Origin of the sequence: Xylophilus sp. GOD-11R, from assembly GCF_033546935.1 — a bacterium.
In the GTDB taxonomy this organism is placed as follows: Bacteria; Pseudomonadota; Gammaproteobacteria; order Burkholderiales; family Burkholderiaceae_C; genus Xylophilus.
The window spans coordinates 306709-326691 of sequence record NZ_CP137854.1 but is presented as its reverse complement, the minus strand read 5'-3'; the positions used below and the strand labels follow the sequence as shown (position 1 = coordinate 326691).

Genomic DNA, 19983 nt, shown 5'->3' with positions numbered 1-19983 from the left:
GGCAAAAACATACTGGCGCCATCGACCGGTGCGGCAGCGTATCGGCCCTCCAACCAAGGACACCCCCCGATGGGAATTCTCGAAACTCTCCGCCCCACGCCCGGCCTGCGCGTGCTGGTGACGGCCGGCGCCAACGGCATCGGGGCGGCCATCGCCCGCGGCTTCCACGAAGCCGGTGCCCGGGTGCACGTCTGCGACATCGACCGGGCCGCGCTCGACCGCCTGAGCCTGGAAACCCCCGGCATCACCACCAGCACCGCCGACGCCTCCGACCCCCACGACGTGGACCAGGTGTTCGACGACCTGCGCGGCGCTCTCGGCGGGCTTGACGTGCTGGTCAACAACGCCGGCATCGCCGGGCCCACCGGCCCGATCGAGTCGCTGGACGCCGCCGGCTGGGAACGCACCATCGCGGTCAACCTCAACAGCCAGTTCTATTTCGCGCGCCGGGCGGTGCCGCTGCTGGCGCAGTCGGCCAGCCCGGCCATCGTGGCGATGAGTTCGGTCGCCGGCCGGCTCGGTTACGGCTATCGCACGCCGTACGCGTCCAGCAAGTGGGCCATCGTGGGCCTCACCAAGTCGCTGGCGATCGAGCTCGGGCCGCGCGGCATCCGGGTCAACGCGATCCTGCCGGGCACGGTGGAGGGCGAGCGCATGAGCGGCGTGATCGCCGCGCGCGCCGCGGTCGCCGGCCTCAGCCCCGAGGCGATGCGCAACGAGTACCTCGGCAAGATCTCGCTGCGCCGCATGGTGACGGCCGAGGACATCGCCGCGACCGCGCTGTTTCTCTGCGCCCCGGCCGCCCGCAACATCACGGGCCAGGCGATCAGCGTGGACGGGAACATGGAATACCTGTAGCCCGCGCCGCCCGACCCTTTTTTTTCCACGATCTCCGATCCATTCCAAACGCAAAAGAGACAAGACCATGAACAAGCCACCCTTCGCCGCCTGCGCCATCGGCCTTTCGCTCGGCCTGGCCGCCGGCGCCGCCTGTGCCGCGCCGATCAAGATCGCGGTGATCGAATCGCTCTCCGGCCCGCAGGCCGCCACCGGCCTCATCTACCGCAACGCGGCGCGCTACGGCGTGGAAAAGATCAACGCGGCCGGCGGCTGGAACGGCGAGCCGCTGCAGCTGGTGGAGTACGACAACCAGGGCGGCCCGACCGGCGCGGCCGACAAGCTCAAGGCGGCCATCGCCGACGGCGTGCAGATGGTGGTGCAGGGTGCTTCGTCGGCGATCGCCGGGCAAATCACCGACGACATCCGCAAGCACAACATGCGCAACCCGGGCAAGGAACTGGTGTTCTTCAACATGGGTGCCGAGGCGCAAGAACTCACCGGCGACAAGTGCCAGTTCTATCACTTCCGTTTCGCGGCCAATTCGCAGGTGCGCACCAAGACGCTGGTGCTGGCCATGAAGCAGGCCAACGTGCTGGGCACCCGCGTGTATTCCATCAACCAGAACTATTCCTGGGGCCAGGACATGGAAAAGGCCATCGTCGAGAACGCCGGCCTCGGCGGCTACACGGTGGTGGAGAAGACGCTGCACGACGTCAACAAGATCCAGGACTTCGCGCCCTACGTGGCCAAGATCAGCGCGGCCAAGGCCGACTCGGTGCTCACCGGCAACTGGTCCAACGACCTGCTGCTGCTGATGAAGGCCGCCAAGTCCGCCGGCCTCACCACCCGCTTCGGCACGGTCTACCTCGACCAGCCGGGCAACCTGGCCAACGCCGGCGACCTGGCCGTGGGCCACTACGTCGCGCAGACCTTCAATGCCGAAGCCGGTGGCGCCGCCGCCGATGAGTTCGTGGCCGACTACAAGGCCAAGACCGGCCATGTGCCAGTCTTCGTCGAGGCGCACACCGCCTTCGGCCTGGCCATGGTGGGCGATGCGTTGAAGCGGGTGAAACCGGAGAACGGCGCGCTCAACGTCAAGACCTTCGCGGCCGCGCTGGAGACCACGAAGATCAAGACCCCGATGGGCGAACTCAGCATGCGTGCGGCCGACCACCAGGCGCTGCTGCCGATCGTGGTGTCGTCGGTCACCAAGGACGCCAAGGCCAAGGTCGACGGCACCGACATGGGCTTCAAGCCGGCCAGGCTCTTCACTGCGGACGAGGCTGCCGCGCCCGCCCAGGCCTCGTGCCGCATGCAGCGCCCTTCCTGAGCCGGACCGCGCCACCGCCGTGAACCCATGCGATCCAGGCACGCAGGAGTGATATGGACCAGTTACTGATCTCGTTGTTGAACGGCGCCATCTACGGCCTGCTGCTGTTCATGGTGTCGGCCGGGCTCACGCTCATCTTCGGGATGATGGGCGTGCTCAATTTCGCGCACGCTTCCTTCTACATGCTGGGCGCGTACTTCGCGTACACGCTGCAGTCGGTGGTGGGCTTCTGGGCGGCGGTGGCGCTGTCGCCGGTGCTGGTGGGGCTGGTGGGTGTGGTGGTGGAGCGCTTCTTCCTGCGCCGGGTGCACCACCACGGCCATGCGCACGAACTGCTGCTGACCTTCGGGCTGTCCTTCATCATCGCGGAGCTGGTCAAGCTCTTCTACGGCAACTTCCCGGTCAACTACCGCATACCGGCGTCGCTCGACTTCTCGGCCTTCTCGCTCGGCGGCGCGCAGTACCCCGTCTACCGGGTGCTGATGGGCGGGGTGGCGATCGTGATGTTCATCGCGATCTGGCTGCTGCTCACCCGCACCCGGGTCGGCATCGTCGTGCGCTCGGCCATCTACCGGCCGCGCATGGCCGAAGCCCTGGGGCACAACGTGCCGCTGGTGTTCATGGGCGTGTTCGGCGTGGGCGCGGCCATGGCGGGGCTGGCCGGCGCGGTGGCCGGCGCGTTCTACACCACCAATCCCAACATGGCGCTGGAGCTCGGCGTGATGGTGTTCGTGGTGGTGGTGGTCGGCGGCCTGGGCTCGCTCGGCGGGGCCATGGCGGCATCGCTGCTGATCGGCGTCATCACGTCGCTGGCGGTGTCGGTGGACGCGAGCCTGGCCGACCTGCTGGCGCCCTTCGGCGGGCGCGCCTGGGCCGAAGGCGTGGGCGGGCTGCTCACGCTCAAGCTGTCGAGCCTGTCGGCCACCCTGCCCTTCGCCCTCATGTTGCTGATCCTGCTGGTGCGGCCGCGCGGCCTGCTGGGCGAGAAAGCCTGACGCCATGAAACGTAACTCCCTCTTTTTGCTCCTGGCCGGCGTCGCGCTGCTGGTGGCCGTGCCCTGGCTGCTGTCGCAGGGCCTGGTCAACGCGGCCATCCAGATGCTGATCGCCGCGCTCTTCGCCTGCGCCTACAACCTGCTTTGCGGCCAGGGCGGCATGCTGTCGTTCGGCCATGCGGCCTACTTCGGCGTGGGAGCCTTCGCCACGGTGCACGCGATGAACGCGCTCGGCGGCACCGGCCTGCTGCCCACACCGCTGCTGCCGCTGGCCGGCGCCGTGGGCGGCCTGTGCTTCGGCACGGTCGCGGGTTATTTCGCCACCAAGCGATCGGGCACCTACTTCGCGATGATCACTTTGGCCATCGCCGAGCTGGTGCATTCGCTGGCGCCGCATCTCAAGGACGTGTTCGGCGGCGAGGCGGGCGTGTCGTCCACCCGCATGCCGGCCTGGGGCCTGGGCTTCGGCTCGACCAACGAGGTCTACTACCTCACCCTCGCCTGGGTGCTGGTGTCGCTGGCGGCGCTGTTCCTGTTCACCCGCACGCCGCTCGGCCGGCTGGTGCTGGGCCTGCGCGAGAACGCCCATCGCCTGCGTTTCCTGGGCTACGACACGCACCGGCTCAGCGTCATCGTGTTCGCGGTGTCGGCCATGTTCTCAGGCCTGGCCGGCGGCCTGCAGGTGATGAACAACGAGTCGGCCAACTACGCGGTGTTCGATCCTTCCCTGTCGGCCGCCGTGGTGCTCAACACCTACATCGGCGGCGTGAAGGTGTTCCTGGGCCCGGCGCTGGGCGCGGCGCTCATGACCTTTTTCGGCTACGCGGTGTCGGACCTCACCCAGTCGTGGCTGCTCTACCAGGGCACGCTCTTCGTGCTGGTGATGATGTTCATGCCCACCGGCCTGGCCGGCCTGTTCGGCCTGTTCGGACAGCTGCGGCGCCGCTTCGGGCTGGCCGCGCTGATGCCGCTGGTGCTGCTGTCCCTGGGCGCGGCCCTGGCGCTGAGCATGGGCGGCGCCTTCGTCATCGAGACGCTGCAGCGCGTCTTCTCGCAGGACTACCGCGCACTGGCCGCTGCGCAGGGCTCGGCCGCCTGGCCGCCCATCACCCTGGTCGGCCGCGCCTGGTCGCCGACGGCGCCCGGCACCTGGCTGGTGCCGGCCGGCCTGCTGGCGGTGGGCGCCTGCCTGGCGTGGCTGGCCCGGTGGCGCCTGCGCACGCTCGAATCGCAGGAGCGAACGCCGGAGGCGACCGCGGCAACCGCCACCTCCCCCGACACCCAACGGAGTGCCGCATGAGCGACGACGCCATCCTCAGCCTGCGCGGACTGCGCAAATCCTTCGGGCCCACCGAGATCATCCGGGGCGTGGACCTGGACATCCGCCGCGACGAGCGCCACGCCGTCATCGGCCCCAACGGCGCCGGCAAGTCGACCCTGTTCCACCTGATCTCCGGCAACCTGCCGGCGACCGCCGGCGACATCGTCTTCGACGGCCGCTCCATCGCCGGCAAGACGCCGCAGGCCATCAACCACCTCGGCCTGTCGCGGTCGTTCCAGATCACCAACATCTTCCCCAGGCTGACGGTGTACGAGAACCTGCGCCTGGCGGTGATGCGGCCGCGCGGCCTGGCCTACACCTTCTGGAAGTTCATCGACCGCGACGCCGAGACACGTCGCCAGACCGAACGCCTGCTCGAACTCGTGCGCCTGGAAAAGCGCGCCTACACCGTCGCCGGGGAGATGGCCTATTCGGAGCAGCGCTCGCTCGAGATCGCCATGACGCTGGCCAGCGACCCGCGCCTCATCCTGCTCGACGAACCCATGGCCGGCATGAACCACGAAGAGACCGCCTACACCGCCCAGCTGATCCGCGAGGTCACCCAGGGCCGCGCGCTGCTGATCGTGGAGCACGACATGGAGGTCGTCTTCTCGTTGAGCGACCGGGTCACCGTGCTGGTCTACGGCCAGCCGATCGCCACCGGCACGCCGGCCGAGATCCGCGCCAACGCGGCGGTGAAGGAAGCCTATCTGGGCGAGGAGGCCGCCGCATGAACGCCACTCCCGCCTTGCTGCAGGTGCAGGACCTGCACGCCCACTACGGCAAGAGCCACATCCTCCACGGCGTGAGCTTCGAGGTCGGCAGCCGGGAGGTCATCAGCCTGCTCGGCCGCAACGGCTCGGGCCGCTCCACCACCATGAAAGCCATCATGGGCCTGGTGCCGCCCACCGCCGGCCAGGTGAGCCTGCGCCAGCGGCCGCTGGCCGGCGCCCGGCCCTTCACCATCTGCCGCGCCGGCATCGCCTACGTGCCGGAGGAGCGCGAGGTATTCGCCAATCTCACGGTCGACGAGAACCTGCGCATGGGCGAGCAGCCCGCGCTGGAGGGCGCGACGCAGTGGACGGTGGAGCACATGTTCGACTACTTCCCCCGGCTCAAGGAGCGTCGCAACACCAGCGCGGGCAGCCTCTCCGGCGGCGAGCAGCAGATGCTCACCATCTGCCGCTCGCTGCTCGGCAACCCGCTGTTGATGCTGATCGACGAACCCACCGAAGGCCTGGCGCCGAAGATCGTCGCCCAGGTCGGCGAATGCATCCGTGACATGCACACCAGGGGCGTGTCGGTGGTGCTGGTGGAGCAGAAGCTCGCCATCGCGCTGAAGGTGTCGAGCCGCGTGTGCGTCATGGGCCACGGCCGCATCGTCTTCGAAGGCTCGCCGCAGCAACTGATGGCCGACGAGCGCCTGCTGTCCGAGTGGCTCGCCGTTTGATCGGCCCGGCTTCATTCCAATCGCCCGCGAGGGCCATCATGAGAAAACACACCATGTCCCGCAAGCAAGACAAAGTCATCATTTCCTGCGCGGTGACCGGCTCGGTCCACACGCCGAGCATGTCGCCCTACCTGCCGATCACGCCCGAGCAGATCGCCGAGCAATCCATCGCCGCCGCCGAGGCCGGCGCCGCCATCCTGCACCTGCACGCGCGCAACCCGGCCGATGGCAGCCCCACCTACGACCCCGCCGTCTTCGACCAGTTCGTGCCCCGCATCCGCGAGGCGACCGACGCGGTCATCAACATCACCACCGGCGGCAGTACCCGCATGACGCTGGACCAGCGCCTGGCCTATCCGCTGCAACTGAAGCCCGAGATGTGCTCGCTCAACATGGGCTCGATGAACTTCTCGATCCACCCGGCCGCGCGCCGCATCAGCACGTGGCAGCACGCCTGGGAAAAGCCTTACATCGAGGGCATGGAGGACCTGATCTTTCGCAACACCTTCCAGGACATCAAGCACATCCTGCAGACCCTCGGCCAGGGCTGCGGCACCCGCTTCGAGTTCGAGTGTTACGACGTCGGCCATCTCTATACGCTGGCGCATTTCGTGGACGAAGGCCTGATCGAGGGGCCGCTGTTCATCCAGTCGATCTTCGGCATCCTGGGCGGGATGGGGCCTGACCCGGAGAACCTGGTGCACATGCGCACCACCGCCGACCGCCTCTTCGGCCGCGACCGCTACCGCTTCTCGGTACTCGGCGCCGGCCGGCACCAGATGCCGCTGCTGACCATGGCGGCGGTGATGGGTGGCAACGTGCGGGTCGGGCTGGAAGACAGCCTCTACCTCGGCAAGGGCGAACTCGCGCAGTCGTGCGCCGACCAAGTGCGCAAGATCCGCCGCATCCTCACCGAGCTGTCGCTGGAGATCGCCACGCCGGCCGAGGCGCGCGAGATGCTGGGGTTGAAGGGATCGGACGCGGTCGGCTCGCCGACGTGATGCGCTTCAAGGCGCCTCGCTGATCTCCGCCGCTTCGCGTTGTTCGGCGCTGAATTCGGCGAGCGCCGCGTCCCACTCGGACGCTGCCGCAGGCTTCTGGTCGGGCGGCAGCAGTGTCAGGTCCGCCTTCGCGCCGCCTCCAACGCCGCGCGGCAGCGGCTCGGTGGGCTGGCGTTCGTTGTCGAAGTAGCGCAGCTGGCCTGCGATGGACACCACGTATTTCACGGTCATCGTCATCTCCTGGTTGAGGAAGGACCGTACCGGCGGGCCGAAGGCGGACGGGTTCGGAGAATGCGCCGTCAGCGCGTCGGCGCGCGTCGAGTGCGCGCTGCCCCCTCAGGCAACGAGGACGAACAGAAAACAGGCGTTGAACCACGCGTGCGCCACCATGCAGGGCCAGACTTCACCGAAGACCTCCCGCACGCGCCCGAACACCAGCGAAGGCAGCACGATGGCCAGCGCGAACAGCAAGGGCTGGTGGATCGCATGGCAGGCACAGAAGACCAGGCTGGTGACCGCGTTGGCCGGTGACAGCAGCCGATCGCAGGCCAGGTCACCGCGTCGGAACACGCTCGCCAGCCAGCCCTGGAGAAGCTCGCGAAAGACATATTCCTCCACCACCGGCGCTGCCATCAACAGCATGAAGACCGCCGGCCACGCGCCATCGGCGCCCAGACGCAAAAGCCCGGCGCGCTCGCCCGCCTGCAAGGCCCAGGCCCCGAGCGGCCCGCCCAGCAGGACCAGCGGTAGCACCCGTCCGGCCCGGCCCGCCATGGTGCTCAAACCTTGCGCTGTCGGCGACGCCGCACCACGCCGATGGCGGCCAGCGCGGTCAAACCGATGAACAGCGGGTCGAAGCGCCCGTTACCCACGGTGCAGCCGCCGCCGCTGTCGGCAAACGCCACGTCGGTCCGCGCGGTCGCCGGCAGGTCGACGAACTGGGTGCTCGTCGCGCCCTCGAACTGCAGCTGCAGCCGGCCGCTGGGCAGGTTCGCGCCTTCGCACCGGGCGAGCCCCGTGGCGTCGGTCTGCGCGAAGCAGGCGGCGTCCTTGCCTTCGATCGAGAACTTGATCTGCTTGCCGGCCACGTCGTTCCAGCCGTTGCTCAGCCGGGCCGACACCGCGTTGGGCGTCGGCGTGCCCACCAGCTCGACCTGATGGATGCGCCAGCTCGGCAGCGTGCGGCTGCTGTCGAGCCGGGTCAGCCAGGCGGCGGAGCATTCGCGCGCCACGGCCAGCTGGCGCAACACGCCCTCGTTGCCGAAGACGAACTGGCTCGGCTTGCCGCGCCCCTGCGCGATGATCTCGTCGACCTTCTTCACCGTGCCGTCCCAGTAGATGTGCGGCGTCATCACGCCCTGCACGTTCAGGTCGCGCGCCAGGGTGTAGGTGCGCTCGATCGAGTCGAGGTACTGCGCCACCTGCGGGACCGAGCTGGTCATCGACTGGCCGCCGTTGATCAGCACCCGCACCGGCTGGCCGTTGTCGGTGACGCTGAGCACCGCCGAGGTCGAGCCCGGCGTGTGCCCCGGCGTGGCGAGCACGGTGAAGGCCTTGCCGCCTATCGAGATCTCCTGCGGCGCCAGGTTGGTGGAGTCGATCTGCCGGGGCGCATAGGTCTTGCCGGCGGCGTCGGCCGAGCCCAGCCAGGAGCGCGCGCCGAGGTTGTCGAGCAGCCATTGCGCGCCGCCGTCGTGGTCGCCATGGCCGTGGGTGAGAAAGACCTCCTTGAGCGGATAGGTCGGGCTCAGGCCGAGCGACTGCAGGGCCGGATAGTCGTAGGTCTGCACTTCGGCGGCGTTGTTGCCGGCGTCCACCATGACGAAGCCGTCGGCCGTCTTGATCAGGTACTGCGCCACGTAGCGCGAGCCGACGATCCACACGTCGTCGAAGATCTGCGTCAGCGGCACGCGGACGCTGTTGGTGGCACGCGCGGCGATGACGATGGCGTTGTTGTCTTCGGGCAGGTTGCAATAGAAGGCCCGCGCGTTGTCACGCAGGAAGGTATCGCTGCCGACGTTGCGGTTGGCCGCGTCCAGATGGACGGCGGTCTGCGTTTGCGCCGACACGATGGCGGCGAACGACACGGCCGCGACGGCGATGACGCCGCGCACGAACCCTGGTTGGAATCGCATGTCTGTCTCCTGTTGTGGTGAGGGCGATTGCAGCGGCGGCACGCCGGGCCGCCGCCGCGTCGCCGGGATCTGACCCGGTGCCCGCATGACGGGCTTCGCATTCTTCGAGCCGCCGCCCGGCCCGTACCGCGCTGCAAGTTAAAGCCGGATTAACCGGCGCTCAACAATGGGCCGCCGTCCGCTGCCGCCGCGCTGGTGACGAGCGCTCCCACTCTTCACCTGAAGTTAATTACGGTTTAACTTTCATCGCGATCACGATGCCACGGCGACGGCACCATGGGCCTCTCGTCAAAGAAGCGGAGATACGCGCATGAAGACATACAAGATCGCCACCATTCCCGGTGACGGCATCGGCAAGGAAGTGGTGCCTGCGGGCCGTGAGGTGCTCGAGGCGCTGGCCGCCGGCAGCAGCCGTTTTGCATTCGACTTCGAGGACTTCGCCTGGGGTGGCGACTGGTTCCGCGAGCACGGCGAAATGATGCCGGCCGACGGGCTGGACGCGCTGCGCGACAAGGACGCGATCCTCTTCGGCTCGGCCGGCGACCCGCACATTCCCGACCACATCACCCTCTGGGGCCTTCGCCTGAAGATCTGCCAGGGCTTCGACCAGTACGCCAACGTGCGGCCCACGCGCATCCTGCCGGGCATCGACGCGCCGCTCAAGCGCTGCGGGCCGGGCGATCTCAACTGGGTGATCGTGCGCGAGAACTCCGAGGGCGAATACGCCGGCGTCGGCGGCCGGGTGCACCAGGGCCATCCGATCGAAGCGGCGACCGACGTGTCGATGATGACCCGCTCGGGCGTCGAACGCATCATGCGCTTCGCCTTCAAGCTCGCCCAGTCCCGGCCGCGCAAGCTGCTCACCGTCATCACCAAGAGCAACGCGCAACGCCACGCCATGGTGATGTGGGACGAGATCGCGGTGCAGATCTCCAGGGAGTTCCCCGACGTGAAGTGGGACAAGGAACTGGTCGACGCGGCCACCGCGCGCATGGTCAACCGCCCGGCCACGCTCGACACCATCGTCGCCACCAATCTGCACGCCGACATCCTGAGCGACTTGGCCGCGGCGCTGGCCGGCAGCCTGGGCATCGCGCCCACCGGCAATATCGATCCCGAGCGCCGCTACCCCAGCATGTTCGAGCCGATCCACGGCTCGGCCTTCGACATCATGGGCAAGGGCCTGGCCAACCCGGTGGGCACCTTCTGGTCGGTGGTGATGCTGCTCGAACACCTCGGCGAACACGAGGCCGCCGCGCAGGTGATGGCCGCGGTCGAAGCGGTGACGGCCGACCGCTCGCTGCACACCGGCGACCTCGGCGGCAAGGCCACCACCGCGCAGGTCACCCGTGCGGTGTGCGACATCGTGTCGGCCGGCGCACGTCGCAAGGCCGCCTGAGTTCCGCATCCGAAAAAAGAAAAGAGACAAACCATGAAACCGATCAACAAGCGCCGGGCGATCGCCCTGGGCGCCCTGGCCCTGGGCGCGTTCTCGGTCGGCCTGCCGACGCTGGCGCAGGCGCAGGGCTACCCGACCAAGCCGGTCACGCTGGTGGTGCCTTTCCCGCCTGGCGGCAGCTCCGACGTGCTGGCCCGGGCCCTGACCGACAAGCTCTCGCAGTCGCTCGGCCAACCCGTCGTGGTGGAAAGCCGGCCCGGCGCCGGCGCCACCCTGGGCGCGGCCTATGTGGCCACGGCCAAGGCCGACGGCTACGTGCTGCTGATGGGTGCGGTGCACCACGCCATCGCCACCAGCGTCTACAAGAAGCTGCCCTACGACTTCGACAAGAGCTTCGCCCCCGTCACCACGGTGGCGCTGGTGCCCAACGTGCTGGTGGTCAGCGCCAAGTCGCCGGTGACCGACGTGAAGGGCCTGGTCGCCCAGGCCAAGGCGGCTGGCGAGAAGGAGAAGCTCTCCTTCGGCTCCAACGGCAACGGCACGCTGCAACACCTGATCGGCACGCAGTTCGCGTCGGCCACCGGCATCGAGCTGCTGCACGTGCCCTACAAGGGCAGCGCGCCGCTCACCACCGACCTGCTCGGCGGCCAGGTCGCCATGTCCTTCGACACCATCACGCCGGTCGTGCCCTTCATCAAGGGCGGCAAGCTGCGGGCGCTGGCGGTGACCACCGGCAAGCGTTCCAGCACCCTGCCCGAGGTGCCCACCCTGGAAGAAGCCGGCCTGAAGGGCTTCGACCTCGGCACCTGGTTCGGCATCCTGGCGCCGGCCGGCACACCGAAGGACGTGGTGGCCAAACTGAACGCGGAGATGGTGAAGATCATCCATTCGCCGGACTTCAAGAAGCGCATGGAAGACATCGGCGCCGAGCCGATCGGCGACACACCCGAGCAGATGGCCGCGCAGATCAAGGCCGACACCGCCCGCTACGCCCGGCTGGTGAAGGACGCCAACGTCGTCATCGACTGAAGCGCGAAGTTCCGTCCGGTCAGGCGAGGGCGGCCCGGGTGCGCCCCCTCGTCCTTGACGAACTCTCATCCCCTGTCGGTACGTGCCTGCCTATGGTCCGGGCTCCGCTTTTTCGGCGACGCCGACAGGAGACCCCATGCCATGTTCCCCACGCTTTTTCGCCCGGCTGCGTGCCTGCATCCGCAGCGCCGCCGTCGCGGCCATCCTGCTGGCCGGCTGCGGCGCACCGGCCCAGCCACCGGTCGTCGCCACACCGCCGGCCACGGTGCTCTACATCGGCAGCAGCTTCTTCTATTACAACAACGGCATCGACGGCATCGTCGCCCGGCTGGCGCGTTCGGCCGAGCCCCGGCAGAAGGTGGCGGGCACGCTGGTCACCATCGGCGGCGCGGGTTTCGACTGGCACGACGTGGAGTCGTATTTCCGGCCGAACGCGGTGGCCCGCTACACCATCGATTCGCGCAACGTGCTGCACTTCAACCAGCGCACGCCCCTGTTCGACGCGGCGGTCATGATGGACTGCAGCCAGTGCCCGCTGCATCCCCAGCTGCGCGACGACTTCTTCGCCTACGCCAAGAAGAACGCGGAGATCGTGCGCCGCCACGGCGCGCGGCCGGTGTTCTTCATGTCCTGGGCCTACGAGGACCAGCCCGACATGACCGAGCCGCTCGCCGAGGCCTATGGCCGCATCGGCCGCGACAACGCGGCGCAGGTCGTACCGGCCGGGCTGGCCTTCGCGCGCTCGCGGCAGGCGCATCCGGACATCGGCCTCTACGACGCCGACAAGCGCCATCCCAGCCCGGCCGGCAGCTACCTGGCGGCCGCCACTCTCTACGCCACGCTCTTCGGCCGCAGCCCGGTCGGCCTGACCGACACCGAAGGCCTGCCGCCGGCCACCGCGCTGGCGCTGCAGCAAGTGGCCTGGGACACGGTGCAGGCCTATGCGGCCAGCCCCTGAGGCCGCCGCGATGGTCAGGCCACCTGCGCGATCCGCAGCAGGTTGGTGGTGCCCGAGGCGCCGAAGGGCATGCCGGCGGAGATGACCACCGTCTGCCCCGCGAGCCCGAAACCTTCGGTGCGCGTGGTGCGGCAGGCCAGCTCGCTCATCTCGGCCACGCTCTCCACCTCGTGGCACAGCACCGCGTGCACGCCCCACACCAGCGCCAGGCGGCGTGCGGTCTGCAGCCTCGGCGTCATGCCCAGGATGGGCGCGGCGGGCCGCTCGCGCGCCATGCGCAGCGCCGAATAGCCCGAGCTCGTATAGGCCACGGTGGCCACCGCCTGCAGCAGCCCGGTGACGTGGCGCATGGCCAGGCCCACGGCATCGGCGGCCAGCGCCCGCGGTTCGCCGCGCGAGGCGTCGATGGCCGCGCGGTAGTGCGGATCGGCCTCGGTCTGCGCGACGATGCTGCTCATCATGCGCACCGCCTGCACCGGCCAGCGTCCGCTGGCCGATTCGGCCGACAGCATCACCGCGTCGGCTCCCTCGTAGATGGCGGTGGCCACGTCCGAGGCCTCGGCCCGCGTGGGCACCGGCGCGCTCACCATCGACTCCAGCATCTGCGTGGCCACGATCACCGGCTTGCCCGCGCGGCGGCAGGCGCCCACGATGCGTTTCTGGATGGACGGTACCTGCGCGGCCTGCATCTCCACGCCCAGGTCGCCACGCGCCACCATCACCGCGTCGGCCTCGGCCACGATGGCGTCCAGCGAGGCGATGGCCGCCGGCTTCTCCAGCTTGGCCACGATGGCCGCGCGCTCGCCCACGAGTGCGCGCACTTCCACGATGTCTTCGGGCCGCTGCACGAAGGACAGGGCGACCCAGTCCACCCCGAGCGACAGGCCGAAGGCCAGGTCGGCGCGGTCCTTGTCGGTGAGGGCCGACAGCGGCAGCACCACGCCCGGCACGTTGACGCCCTTGCGGTCCGACAGCGTGCCGCCGACCAGCACCACGGTCTCGGCGAAATCGCCGCCGAAGCGCTCCACCCGCAGGCGCAGCCGGCCGTCGTCGAGCAGCAGTTCGGTGCCGGTTTCCAGCGCCGCGAAGATCTCCGGATGCGGCAAGGCGACGCGGTCGATCGAGCCCGGCGCCGTCGCATCGAGGTCGAGCTTAAAGGGCTGCCCCTCGACGAGCGCGACCGCGCCGTCGGCGAAGCTGCCGATGCGCAGCTTGGGGCCCTGCAGATCGAGCAGCACGCCGATCGGCCGGCCGACCTCGGCCTCGATCCCGCGCACGATCTCCAGCCGGCGCCGGTGGTCCTCGTGGCGACCGTGCGAGAAATTGAGCCGGAACACGTCGGCCCCGGCGTCGAACAGCGCGCGGATGGTGGCGCGGTCGTCGCTGGCGGGGCCGAGCGTGGCCACGATCTTGGCGTGCTTGTCGCGCCTCATGCGGCCGGCCCACAGGTGCCGGGCGAACGGGCAATGGTGGAGGTCTTCATGGCGGATGTGTCTCGTCGTTCTGGGGTGGAAAGGCCATCGACTCTAGGGCTCGCCAAACGCATCGTCCGGCCCTAAAGTGAAAGCGCCATTAACCGCAATTCAACAATCGAGACGACCATGAGCGGCACCATCCAACCGGGCGACCTGCCCTTCTTCTCGGTGCTGGCGGGCGCCGGCAGCCTGAGCGCGGCGGCGCGCGAACTCGGCATCACCACGCCGGCGGTCAGCAAGCACCTGGCGGCCATGGAAGCCCGCGCCGGCGTGTCGCTGGTCAGCCGCACCACCCGCCGCATGAGCCTCACGCCCGAGGGCGAGGTCTACCTGGAGCACGCCCGCCGCATCCTCGGCGAGATCGACGAGATGGAAGAGCTGCTCGGCGTGGCCAAGGCGCAGCCGACCGGCCTGCTGCGGGTCAACGCCACGCTGGGTTTCGGCCGCAGCCACGTGGCGCCGCTCATCTCGACCTTCGTCGCCACCTATCCGGAGGTGGACGTGCAGCTGCAGCTGTCGGTCAGCCCGCCGCCGCTCACCGACGACAGCTTCGACATCTGCATCCGCTTCGGCGCACCGCCGGACACCCGGGTCGTCGCGCGCAAGCTGGCCGACAACCGGCGGCTGCTCTGCGCCTCGCCGGCCTATTTGCGCAAGTACGGCGTGCCCAAGGTGCCCGGTGACCTGGGCCGGCACAAGTGCATCGGCATCCGCCAGGGCGAGGAGGCCTACGGGCTTTGGCGGCTCACCGCCGCCAAGGGACGCCAGCCCGAGACCCAGGCGGTGAAGACGCGCGGCAACCTCACCACCAACGACGGCGAGATCGCGGTGAAGTGGGCGCTCGAAGGCCACGGCATCCTGATGCGCGCCGAATGGGACGTGCAGCGCTATCTCGCCAGCGGCCGGCTGGTGGAAGTGCTGCCGCAGTACAAGACACCCGACGCCGACATCTACGCGGTGTACCCGCCGCGCCACCAGTCGGCCGCGCGGGTGCGCAAGTTCGTCGACTTCATCGCCGCGTCCTTCGGCAGGCAGGCCGACGCCTCCGCCGGCGGCAAGGCCAGGCGCTAAGGCCTCAGGCCGCCGCCAGGTCCAGCGGTGGCGCCCGGTACACCAGTACCTTCAGCGAACGCTCCTCCGACACGTCGGCGAACACCGCCGGATTGGCCAGCCGCTCCACGAAGATCAGCTCCGGCGCCAGCGCCGCCATCTGCTCCTGCAGGAAGGCCGGCCCCAGTTCCGGCGCGTTGAGGCACAGCAGCACGTGGCCCTCGGGCTCCAGCAGGTCGGGCAGCCGGCGCATCAGCCGGGCGTAGTCCTTGGTGGCGACGAAGCTGCCTTTCTGGTAGCTCGGCGGGTCGACGACGATCAGGCCGTAGGGGCCGCCGCGGGTGATCTTTCCCCACGAGCTGAAGATGTCGTGCGGCAGAAAACCGGCTTGGCCCGTCAGGTCGTTGGCGCGGTGGTTCTGCTGGCCGATGGCCAGGGCCGCCTTGCTCATGTCGAGGTTGGTCACCTGCCGCGCGCCGGCCTGCAGCGCCACCACCGAGAAGGCGCAGGTATAGGCGAACAGGTTCAGCACCTTCACCCGCTCGCGCGCGGCCACATGGCGGCGCACCCAGCGCCGGCCCTCGGCCATGTCCAGGAACAGCCCGTGGTTCTGGCCTCGGCCCAGGTGAACCCGGTACTGCGCGCCGTCTTCCTGCACCCAGTGCGGCTCGGGTACCTCGCCGGCCATCACGCGGGTGTCGGCCTGGCTGTCGTGGCGGCACTGGAACACCCAGTGCAACGCCTGGCCCGGCGCGATCTCGTTCCAGCGCCGCTCCAGCGCCGCGCCGATCGCGGCCAGCTCCTCGTCGGTGGCCGGCTGGAAGCTGGTCAGCACCCAGACCGGCGCGAACCAGTCCAGCGACCACTGCGTGCAGCCGGGATACCGCCCGCCGCGCCCGTGGAAGACACGTTGCGCGTCGGTGGGCAGGGACAGGGTGGCGATGGCGTCGAGCAGGGGCTGCATGCGGGCGGATCCGGGGGCGAAGGAGTGGGGCCGCGATTCTGTCGCATCCCGCCCGCCCTGCCCTGCTCCGCCCCACCGCCCCTCAGATGCGCTCGAACACCGCCGCGATGCCCTGGCCGCCGCCGATGCACATGGTCACCAGCGCATAGCGCCCGCCGATGCGCTGCAGCTCGTGCAGGGCCTTCACCGTGATGATCGCGCCGGTCGCGCCGATCGGATGCCCCAGGCCGATGCCCGAGCCGTTGGGGTTGACCTTGGCCGGGTCCAGTCCCAGCTCCTGCGTCACCGCGCAGGCCTGTGCCGCGAAGGCCTCGTTGGCCTCGATCACGTCGAGGTCGGCCACCGTCAGCCCGGCCTTCTTCAGCACCGCCCGGGTGGCCGGCACCGGGCCGATGCCCATGTACTGCGGATCGACGCCGCTGTGCGCATAGGCCAGCAGCCGGGCCAGGGGCTTCACGCCGCGCGACGCGGCCACCGAGCGTTCCATCAGCACCAGCGCGGCGGCGCCGTCGTTGATGCCGGAGGCGTTGCCGGCGGTCACCACGCCGCCGTCCTTGCGGAAGGCCGGCCGCAGTTTCTGCAGGTCGGCCACGGTGATGTCGGCGCGGAAATGCTCGTCGCGGTCGAACACCACGTCGCCCTTGCGGCCCTTCTGCACGATGGGAACGATCTGGTCCTGGAAGCGCCCTTCGCTGGTCGCCGTGGCGGCGCGGCGGTGGCTCTCCAGCGCCAGCGCGTCCTGCGCCTCGCGGCCGATGGCGTAGCGCTCGGCCACGTTCTCGGCGGTGACCCCCATGTGGATGCGGTGGAAGGGGTCGTGCAGCGCGCCCAGCATCATGTCGACCATGCCGCTGTCGCCCATGCGCGCGCCAAAGCGCATCGCCTGCGTGCTGTAGGGCGCGCGGCTCATGCTCTCGGCGCCGCCGGCCACCGCCGTGTCGCAGTCGCCGAGCAGGATGGCCTGCGCCGCCGACACCACCGCCTGCAGGCCGGAGCCGCAGAGCCGGTTGACGTTGAAGGCCGGCGTCTCGTGCGGGCAGCCGCCGTCGAGCGCGGCCACGCGCGACAGGTACATGTCGCGCGGTTCGGTATTGATGACATGGCCGAAGCACACATGCCCGACCTGCGCGCCCTCCACCCCGGCGCGCGCCAGCGCGGCACGCAGCACCTCGGTGGCCAGGGTGGTGGGCGGCACGTCCTTCAGGCCGCCGCCGAAACTGCCGACGGCGGTGCGCACACCGCTCGCCACCACGACTTCACGTTGTTCCATGTCCAGTCCTCTCCTTGGTTTCAATCGAGCTTGAGTCCCGTGGTCTTGACCACGTCGCGCCACTTCTGCACATCGGCGGCGATCTGCCGCGCGAAGGCGTCGGGCGTGCTGCCGACCGGCGACGCGCCCAGGTCCAGCAGCTGCTGGCGCACCTCGGGCTGCTTCAGCGCATCGGCCACGGCCTGCTGCAGCGTGTCGACCACCGCCTTGGGCGTGCCGGCGGGCGCCAGCAGACCGAACCAGCCCGACACCTCGTAGCCGGGCAGACCACTCTCGGCCACGGTGGGGATGTCCGGCGCGCCCGGCCAGCGCTGCGGCGTGGTCACCGCGATGGCGCGCACCTTGCCGGCCTTCACGAAGCCGATGGTCGATGGCAGGTTGTCGAAGCCGATCTGCACCTGCCCGCCCATCAGGTCGGTGAGCATCGGCGCGGCGCCCTTGTAGGGCACGTGCACCATGTCGACGTTGGCCATCATCTTGAGCAGCTCGGCGCTCATGTGCGGCGAGCCGCCGAGGCTGGTCGAGCCGAAGTTGAGCTTGCCCGGCTGCGCCCGCGCCAGGGCGAGCAGCTCCTGCAGGTTCTTCGCGGGCACGCTGGGATGCACCGCGATGATGTTGGGCGTGGAGGCCACGTTGCTGACCGGCGAGAAGTCCTTCACCGCGTCGTAGGGCAGGTTGCGGTAGACAGCCGAGTTGATGCCGTGCGTGCTGGCCGTGGCCATCAGCAGGGTGTAGCCGTCGGCCGGCGCGCGCGCCACCTCCACCGCGCCGATGGCGCCGTTGGCCCCGGCACGGTTGTCCACGATCACCTGGGTCTTGAGCTTCTCACCGATCTGCTGGGCCGCGAGCCGGGCGACGATGTCGGTGGTGCCGCCCGGTGGGTAGGGGACGATGACGCGGATCGGCTTGCTTGGAAAGCTCTGCGCCAGGGCGCCGGCCGATGCGGCGATCGCGATGAGGCCTATCGCCACGCGGCGGTTGAAGGTGGGCATGTCGTGTCTCCTGTGTTGTCGTCGATGCGAACGGGCTCAGCGCGGCCCGCGCAGCTGCGAAGCCAGTTCGTCGGGCACGTCCATCTCGAAACCCAGCACCGCCGCCGACAGCGCCTTGCCGTAGTTGTCCAGGCTGAGCGAGCGCGACACGCCGCCGCCCAAAGCGCCGTGGCAGACGAAGTTGAGCGCCTCGATGTTGTCGACCTCGTGGCGGATCACCTCGCCCTGGATGGCACCGCGATAGAACGCCTTGAAGCGCTCGGCGGTGAGCTGTTCCTTGAGCAGCGGATAGAACGCGCTCGCATACGCGAAGACCGCGATGTTCGAGGTGTTGCCCTTGTCGCCCGAACGGGCGTGGGCGATGTGTTGCAGCAAGACTTTCATGGCCGTGGGCTTCCCGGTTCAGCTTTCGAAATACGACACGCGCGCGGGCACTTCCTCGCGCGCCACCAGCGAGGACCACACGCCGATCACCTCGCGGGTGCGGTCCTGGTGCGGCACGCGCTTGCCGGTATGGGCGATGCCCGACACGGCCATGCCGTCGATCTCTCGGCCCACCTTGGCGGCCTCCTCGCGGGTGCGGGTGCGTGCGGCCGCCCGCACCGCGATCTCGTAGGGCTCGGGCGCGTCGGCCGGCGTGGCCTCGCCGTGGATCGCGTTGAGCCCCAGGAAGTCGATGCGCAGGTCCTCGGCCTGCAGGCCGACGATCTTGAAGCGCTCTTCCAGCACCTTCTTCGCGAGCTGCGCGCGGCGCAGGGCGCCGGGGCCGGCGTAGAAGAACATGTCCTCGCCGATGAAGCCTTCGGTGCAGCCGATGGAGACCTTGAGCGTGGGCGTGCGCGGCGTGCCGGTGAGCCCGGTCACCCGCACCCGGTCGGGGCCGACCTGCTCCAGCCGGCAGCGGGTGAAGTCCACCACCACGTCGGGCGTGAGGTAGCGCGCGGGGTCGTGCACCTCGTAGAGCATCTGCTCCTTCACCGTCTGCAGCGTGACGGCGCCGCCGGTGCCTTCGACCTTGGTGATGACCACCGTGCCGTCGGGCTCCACCTCGGCGATGGGAAAGCCGAAGTTCCAGGGCTCGGGCACGTCCTTGAAACCAGGATCGGAAAAATAGCCGCCGGTGACCTGCGCGCCGCATTCCATCAGGTGGCCGATGGCGTTGCCCGCGCCCACCTTCTCGTGGTCCATCGGGTCCCAGCCGAACTCGAACATCATCGGCGCGAGGAACAGCGAGGGGTCGGCCACGCGGCCGGTCACCACGATCTGCGCACCGCCGCGCAGCGCCTCCACGATGGGCTCCGCGCCCAGGTAGGCCTCGGCCGAGATCAGGCTGTCGGCCAGGGTCGCGGTGGGCTGGCCGTTTTCCATGATGGTGTCGGTGAGCGCCAGTACGCGGTCGGTGATCAGCGAGCCGTTGACCGACGCCACCTTCACGCCGTGGATGCCGAGTTCCTGCAGCAGCTCGACGATGCGCCGGGCCGCCGCGTCCGGATTGAGCCAGCCCTGGTTGCTGACGATGCGCGTGCCCTGGCGCATGCAGGCCGGCAGCACCGCGCGCATGCGGTCGTCGAGGTAGGTGTCGTAGCCGGGAAAGCTCGGGTCGCGCCGCGCCCGCACCTGGGCGGCCGACACCGTGGCCTCGGCCATGGTCTCGAAGCACAGGTAGTCGAGCCGGCCGTGTTCGGCGTTGACGCCGGCCGGGCTCACCCGGTCGCCCCACCAGGCCGCGCCCGAGCCGATGCGCAATGTCGTGTCTCTCATGTCGTCATGTCTC

General features: G+C 69.4%; 20 protein-coding genes. 11 read left to right on the top strand and 9 right to left on the bottom strand.

Translation table 11 applies throughout. The features are described from left to right. Positions 1 to 69: 69 nt before the first annotated feature. The 7 genes from R9X41_RS01530 (at position 70) to R9X41_RS01500 (ending at position 6937) form a co-directional block, all read left to right on the top strand. Complete coding sequence (locus tag R9X41_RS01530) at positions 70 to 858, top strand: SDR family oxidoreductase (protein ID WP_318633142.1); 789 nt, start codon at positions 70 to 72, stop codon at positions 856 to 858. A gap of 67 nt (positions 859 to 925) precedes the next feature. Beyond that, a complete protein-coding gene (locus R9X41_RS01525; RefSeq protein WP_318633141.1) occupies positions 926 to 2170 on the top strand; it encodes a branched-chain amino acid ABC transporter substrate-binding protein in 1245 nt (414 codons plus the stop codon). A 53-nt stretch (positions 2171 to 2223) separates the two neighbouring features. Next, positions 2224 to 3165 (top strand): branched-chain amino acid ABC transporter permease, encoded by a 942-nt coding sequence (locus R9X41_RS01520; protein WP_318633140.1) that lies wholly within the window; start codon positions 2224 to 2226, stop codon positions 3163 to 3165. A 4-nt stretch (positions 3166 to 3169) separates the two neighbouring features. Continuing rightward, positions 3170 to 4465 carry a branched-chain amino acid ABC transporter permease gene (locus R9X41_RS01515; RefSeq protein WP_318633139.1) on the top strand — a complete coding sequence of 432 codons (1296 nt, stop codon included), beginning with the start codon at positions 3170 to 3172 and terminating at the stop codon, positions 4463 to 4465. Then, a complete protein-coding gene (locus R9X41_RS01510; RefSeq protein ID WP_318633138.1) occupies positions 4462 to 5220 on the top strand; it encodes an ABC transporter ATP-binding protein in 759 nt (252 codons plus the stop codon). The genes R9X41_RS01515 and R9X41_RS01510 overlap by 4 nt, the downstream gene beginning before the upstream one ends. Beyond that, a complete protein-coding gene (locus R9X41_RS01505; RefSeq protein ID WP_318633137.1) occupies positions 5217 to 5936 on the top strand; it encodes an ABC transporter ATP-binding protein in 720 nt (239 codons plus the stop codon). The genes R9X41_RS01510 and R9X41_RS01505 overlap by 4 nt, the downstream gene beginning before the upstream one ends. Positions 5937 to 5989: 53 nt before the next feature. After that, positions 5990 to 6937 (top strand): 3,5-dioxohexanoate:acetyl-CoA acetone transferase, encoded by a 948-nt coding sequence (locus R9X41_RS01500; RefSeq protein WP_318633136.1) that lies wholly within the window; start codon positions 5990 to 5992, stop codon positions 6935 to 6937. A 6-nt stretch (positions 6938 to 6943) separates the two neighbouring features. Here R9X41_RS01500 and R9X41_RS01495 read toward each other — a convergent pair whose 3' ends face one another. The 3 genes from R9X41_RS01495 to R9X41_RS01485 form a co-directional block, all read right to left on the bottom strand. Further along, positions 6944 to 7168, bottom strand: a complete 225-nt coding sequence (locus tag R9X41_RS01495; protein WP_318633135.1) for a hypothetical protein — start codon at positions 7166 to 7168, stop codon at positions 6944 to 6946. A gap of 105 nt (positions 7169 to 7273) precedes the next feature. After that, positions 7274 to 7711, bottom strand: a complete 438-nt coding sequence (gene mrtJ, locus R9X41_RS01490; RefSeq protein ID WP_318633134.1) for a JDVT-CTERM system glutamic-type intramembrane protease MrtJ — start codon at positions 7709 to 7711, stop codon at positions 7274 to 7276. 5 nt (positions 7712 to 7716) lie between these two features. Beyond that, positions 7717 to 9072 carry an MBL fold metallo-hydrolase gene (locus R9X41_RS01485; protein ID WP_318633133.1) on the bottom strand — a complete coding sequence of 452 codons (1356 nt, stop codon included), beginning with the start codon at positions 9070 to 9072 and terminating at the stop codon, positions 7717 to 7719. A 310-nt stretch (positions 9073 to 9382) separates the two neighbouring features. Between R9X41_RS01485 and R9X41_RS01480 the strand changes: the two genes are divergently transcribed. From R9X41_RS01480 to R9X41_RS01470, 3 genes are all read left to right on the top strand, one after another. Next, a complete protein-coding gene (locus tag R9X41_RS01480; protein ID WP_318633132.1) occupies positions 9383 to 10471 on the top strand; it encodes a tartrate dehydrogenase in 1089 nt (362 codons plus the stop codon). A gap of 33 nt (positions 10472 to 10504) precedes the next feature. Then, complete coding sequence (locus R9X41_RS01475; RefSeq protein ID WP_318633131.1) at positions 10505 to 11500, top strand: Bug family tripartite tricarboxylate transporter substrate binding protein; 996 nt, start codon at positions 10505 to 10507, stop codon at positions 11498 to 11500. A 136-nt stretch (positions 11501 to 11636) separates the two neighbouring features. Beyond that, a complete protein-coding gene (locus R9X41_RS01470) occupies positions 11637 to 12458 on the top strand; it encodes a hypothetical protein (RefSeq protein ID WP_318633130.1) in 822 nt (273 codons plus the stop codon). Between the two features lie 14 nt (positions 12459 to 12472). On the opposite strand, the gene pyk is transcribed toward R9X41_RS01470, so the two are convergent. Then, positions 12473 to 13891: a pyruvate kinase gene (gene pyk / locus R9X41_RS01465; protein WP_318633129.1), complete on the bottom strand. Its 1419-nt coding sequence runs from the start codon at positions 13889 to 13891 to the stop codon at positions 12473 to 12475. A gap of 168 nt (positions 13892 to 14059) precedes the next feature. On the opposite strand from pyk, the gene R9X41_RS01460 reads away from it, so the two are divergent. Continuing rightward, on the top strand, positions 14060 to 15004 hold the full coding sequence (locus tag R9X41_RS01460) for a LysR family transcriptional regulator (RefSeq protein ID WP_318633128.1): 945 nt from the start codon (positions 14060 to 14062) through the stop codon (positions 15002 to 15004). Positions 15005 to 15008: 4 nt separating this feature from the next. Here the strand turns inward: R9X41_RS01460 and R9X41_RS01455 are convergent, their stop codons facing one another. From R9X41_RS01455 to R9X41_RS01435, 5 genes are all read right to left on the bottom strand, one after another. Beyond that, entirely contained in the window at positions 15009 to 15947 is a 939-nt protein-coding gene (locus R9X41_RS01455) for a class I SAM-dependent methyltransferase (protein WP_318633127.1), read from the bottom strand. Positions 15948 to 16029: 82 nt separating this feature from the next. Beyond that, complete coding sequence (bktB, locus tag R9X41_RS01450; protein ID WP_318633126.1) at positions 16030 to 17217, bottom strand: beta-ketothiolase BktB; 1188 nt, start codon at positions 17215 to 17217, stop codon at positions 16030 to 16032. Positions 17218 to 17237: 20 nt separating this feature from the next. Continuing rightward, positions 17238 to 18209, bottom strand: coding sequence for a Bug family tripartite tricarboxylate transporter substrate binding protein (locus tag R9X41_RS01445; protein WP_318633125.1), 972 nt, complete (start codon positions 18207 to 18209; stop codon positions 17238 to 17240). A 36-nt stretch (positions 18210 to 18245) separates the two neighbouring features. After that, on the bottom strand, positions 18246 to 18593 hold the full coding sequence (locus tag R9X41_RS01440) for an AtuA-related protein (RefSeq protein WP_318633124.1): 348 nt from the start codon (positions 18591 to 18593) through the stop codon (positions 18246 to 18248). 18 nt (positions 18594 to 18611) lie between these two features. Further along, entirely contained in the window at positions 18612 to 19970 is a 1359-nt protein-coding gene (locus R9X41_RS01435; protein ID WP_318633123.1) for an acyclic terpene utilization AtuA family protein, read from the bottom strand. Positions 19971 to 19983: the final 13 nt, after the last annotated feature.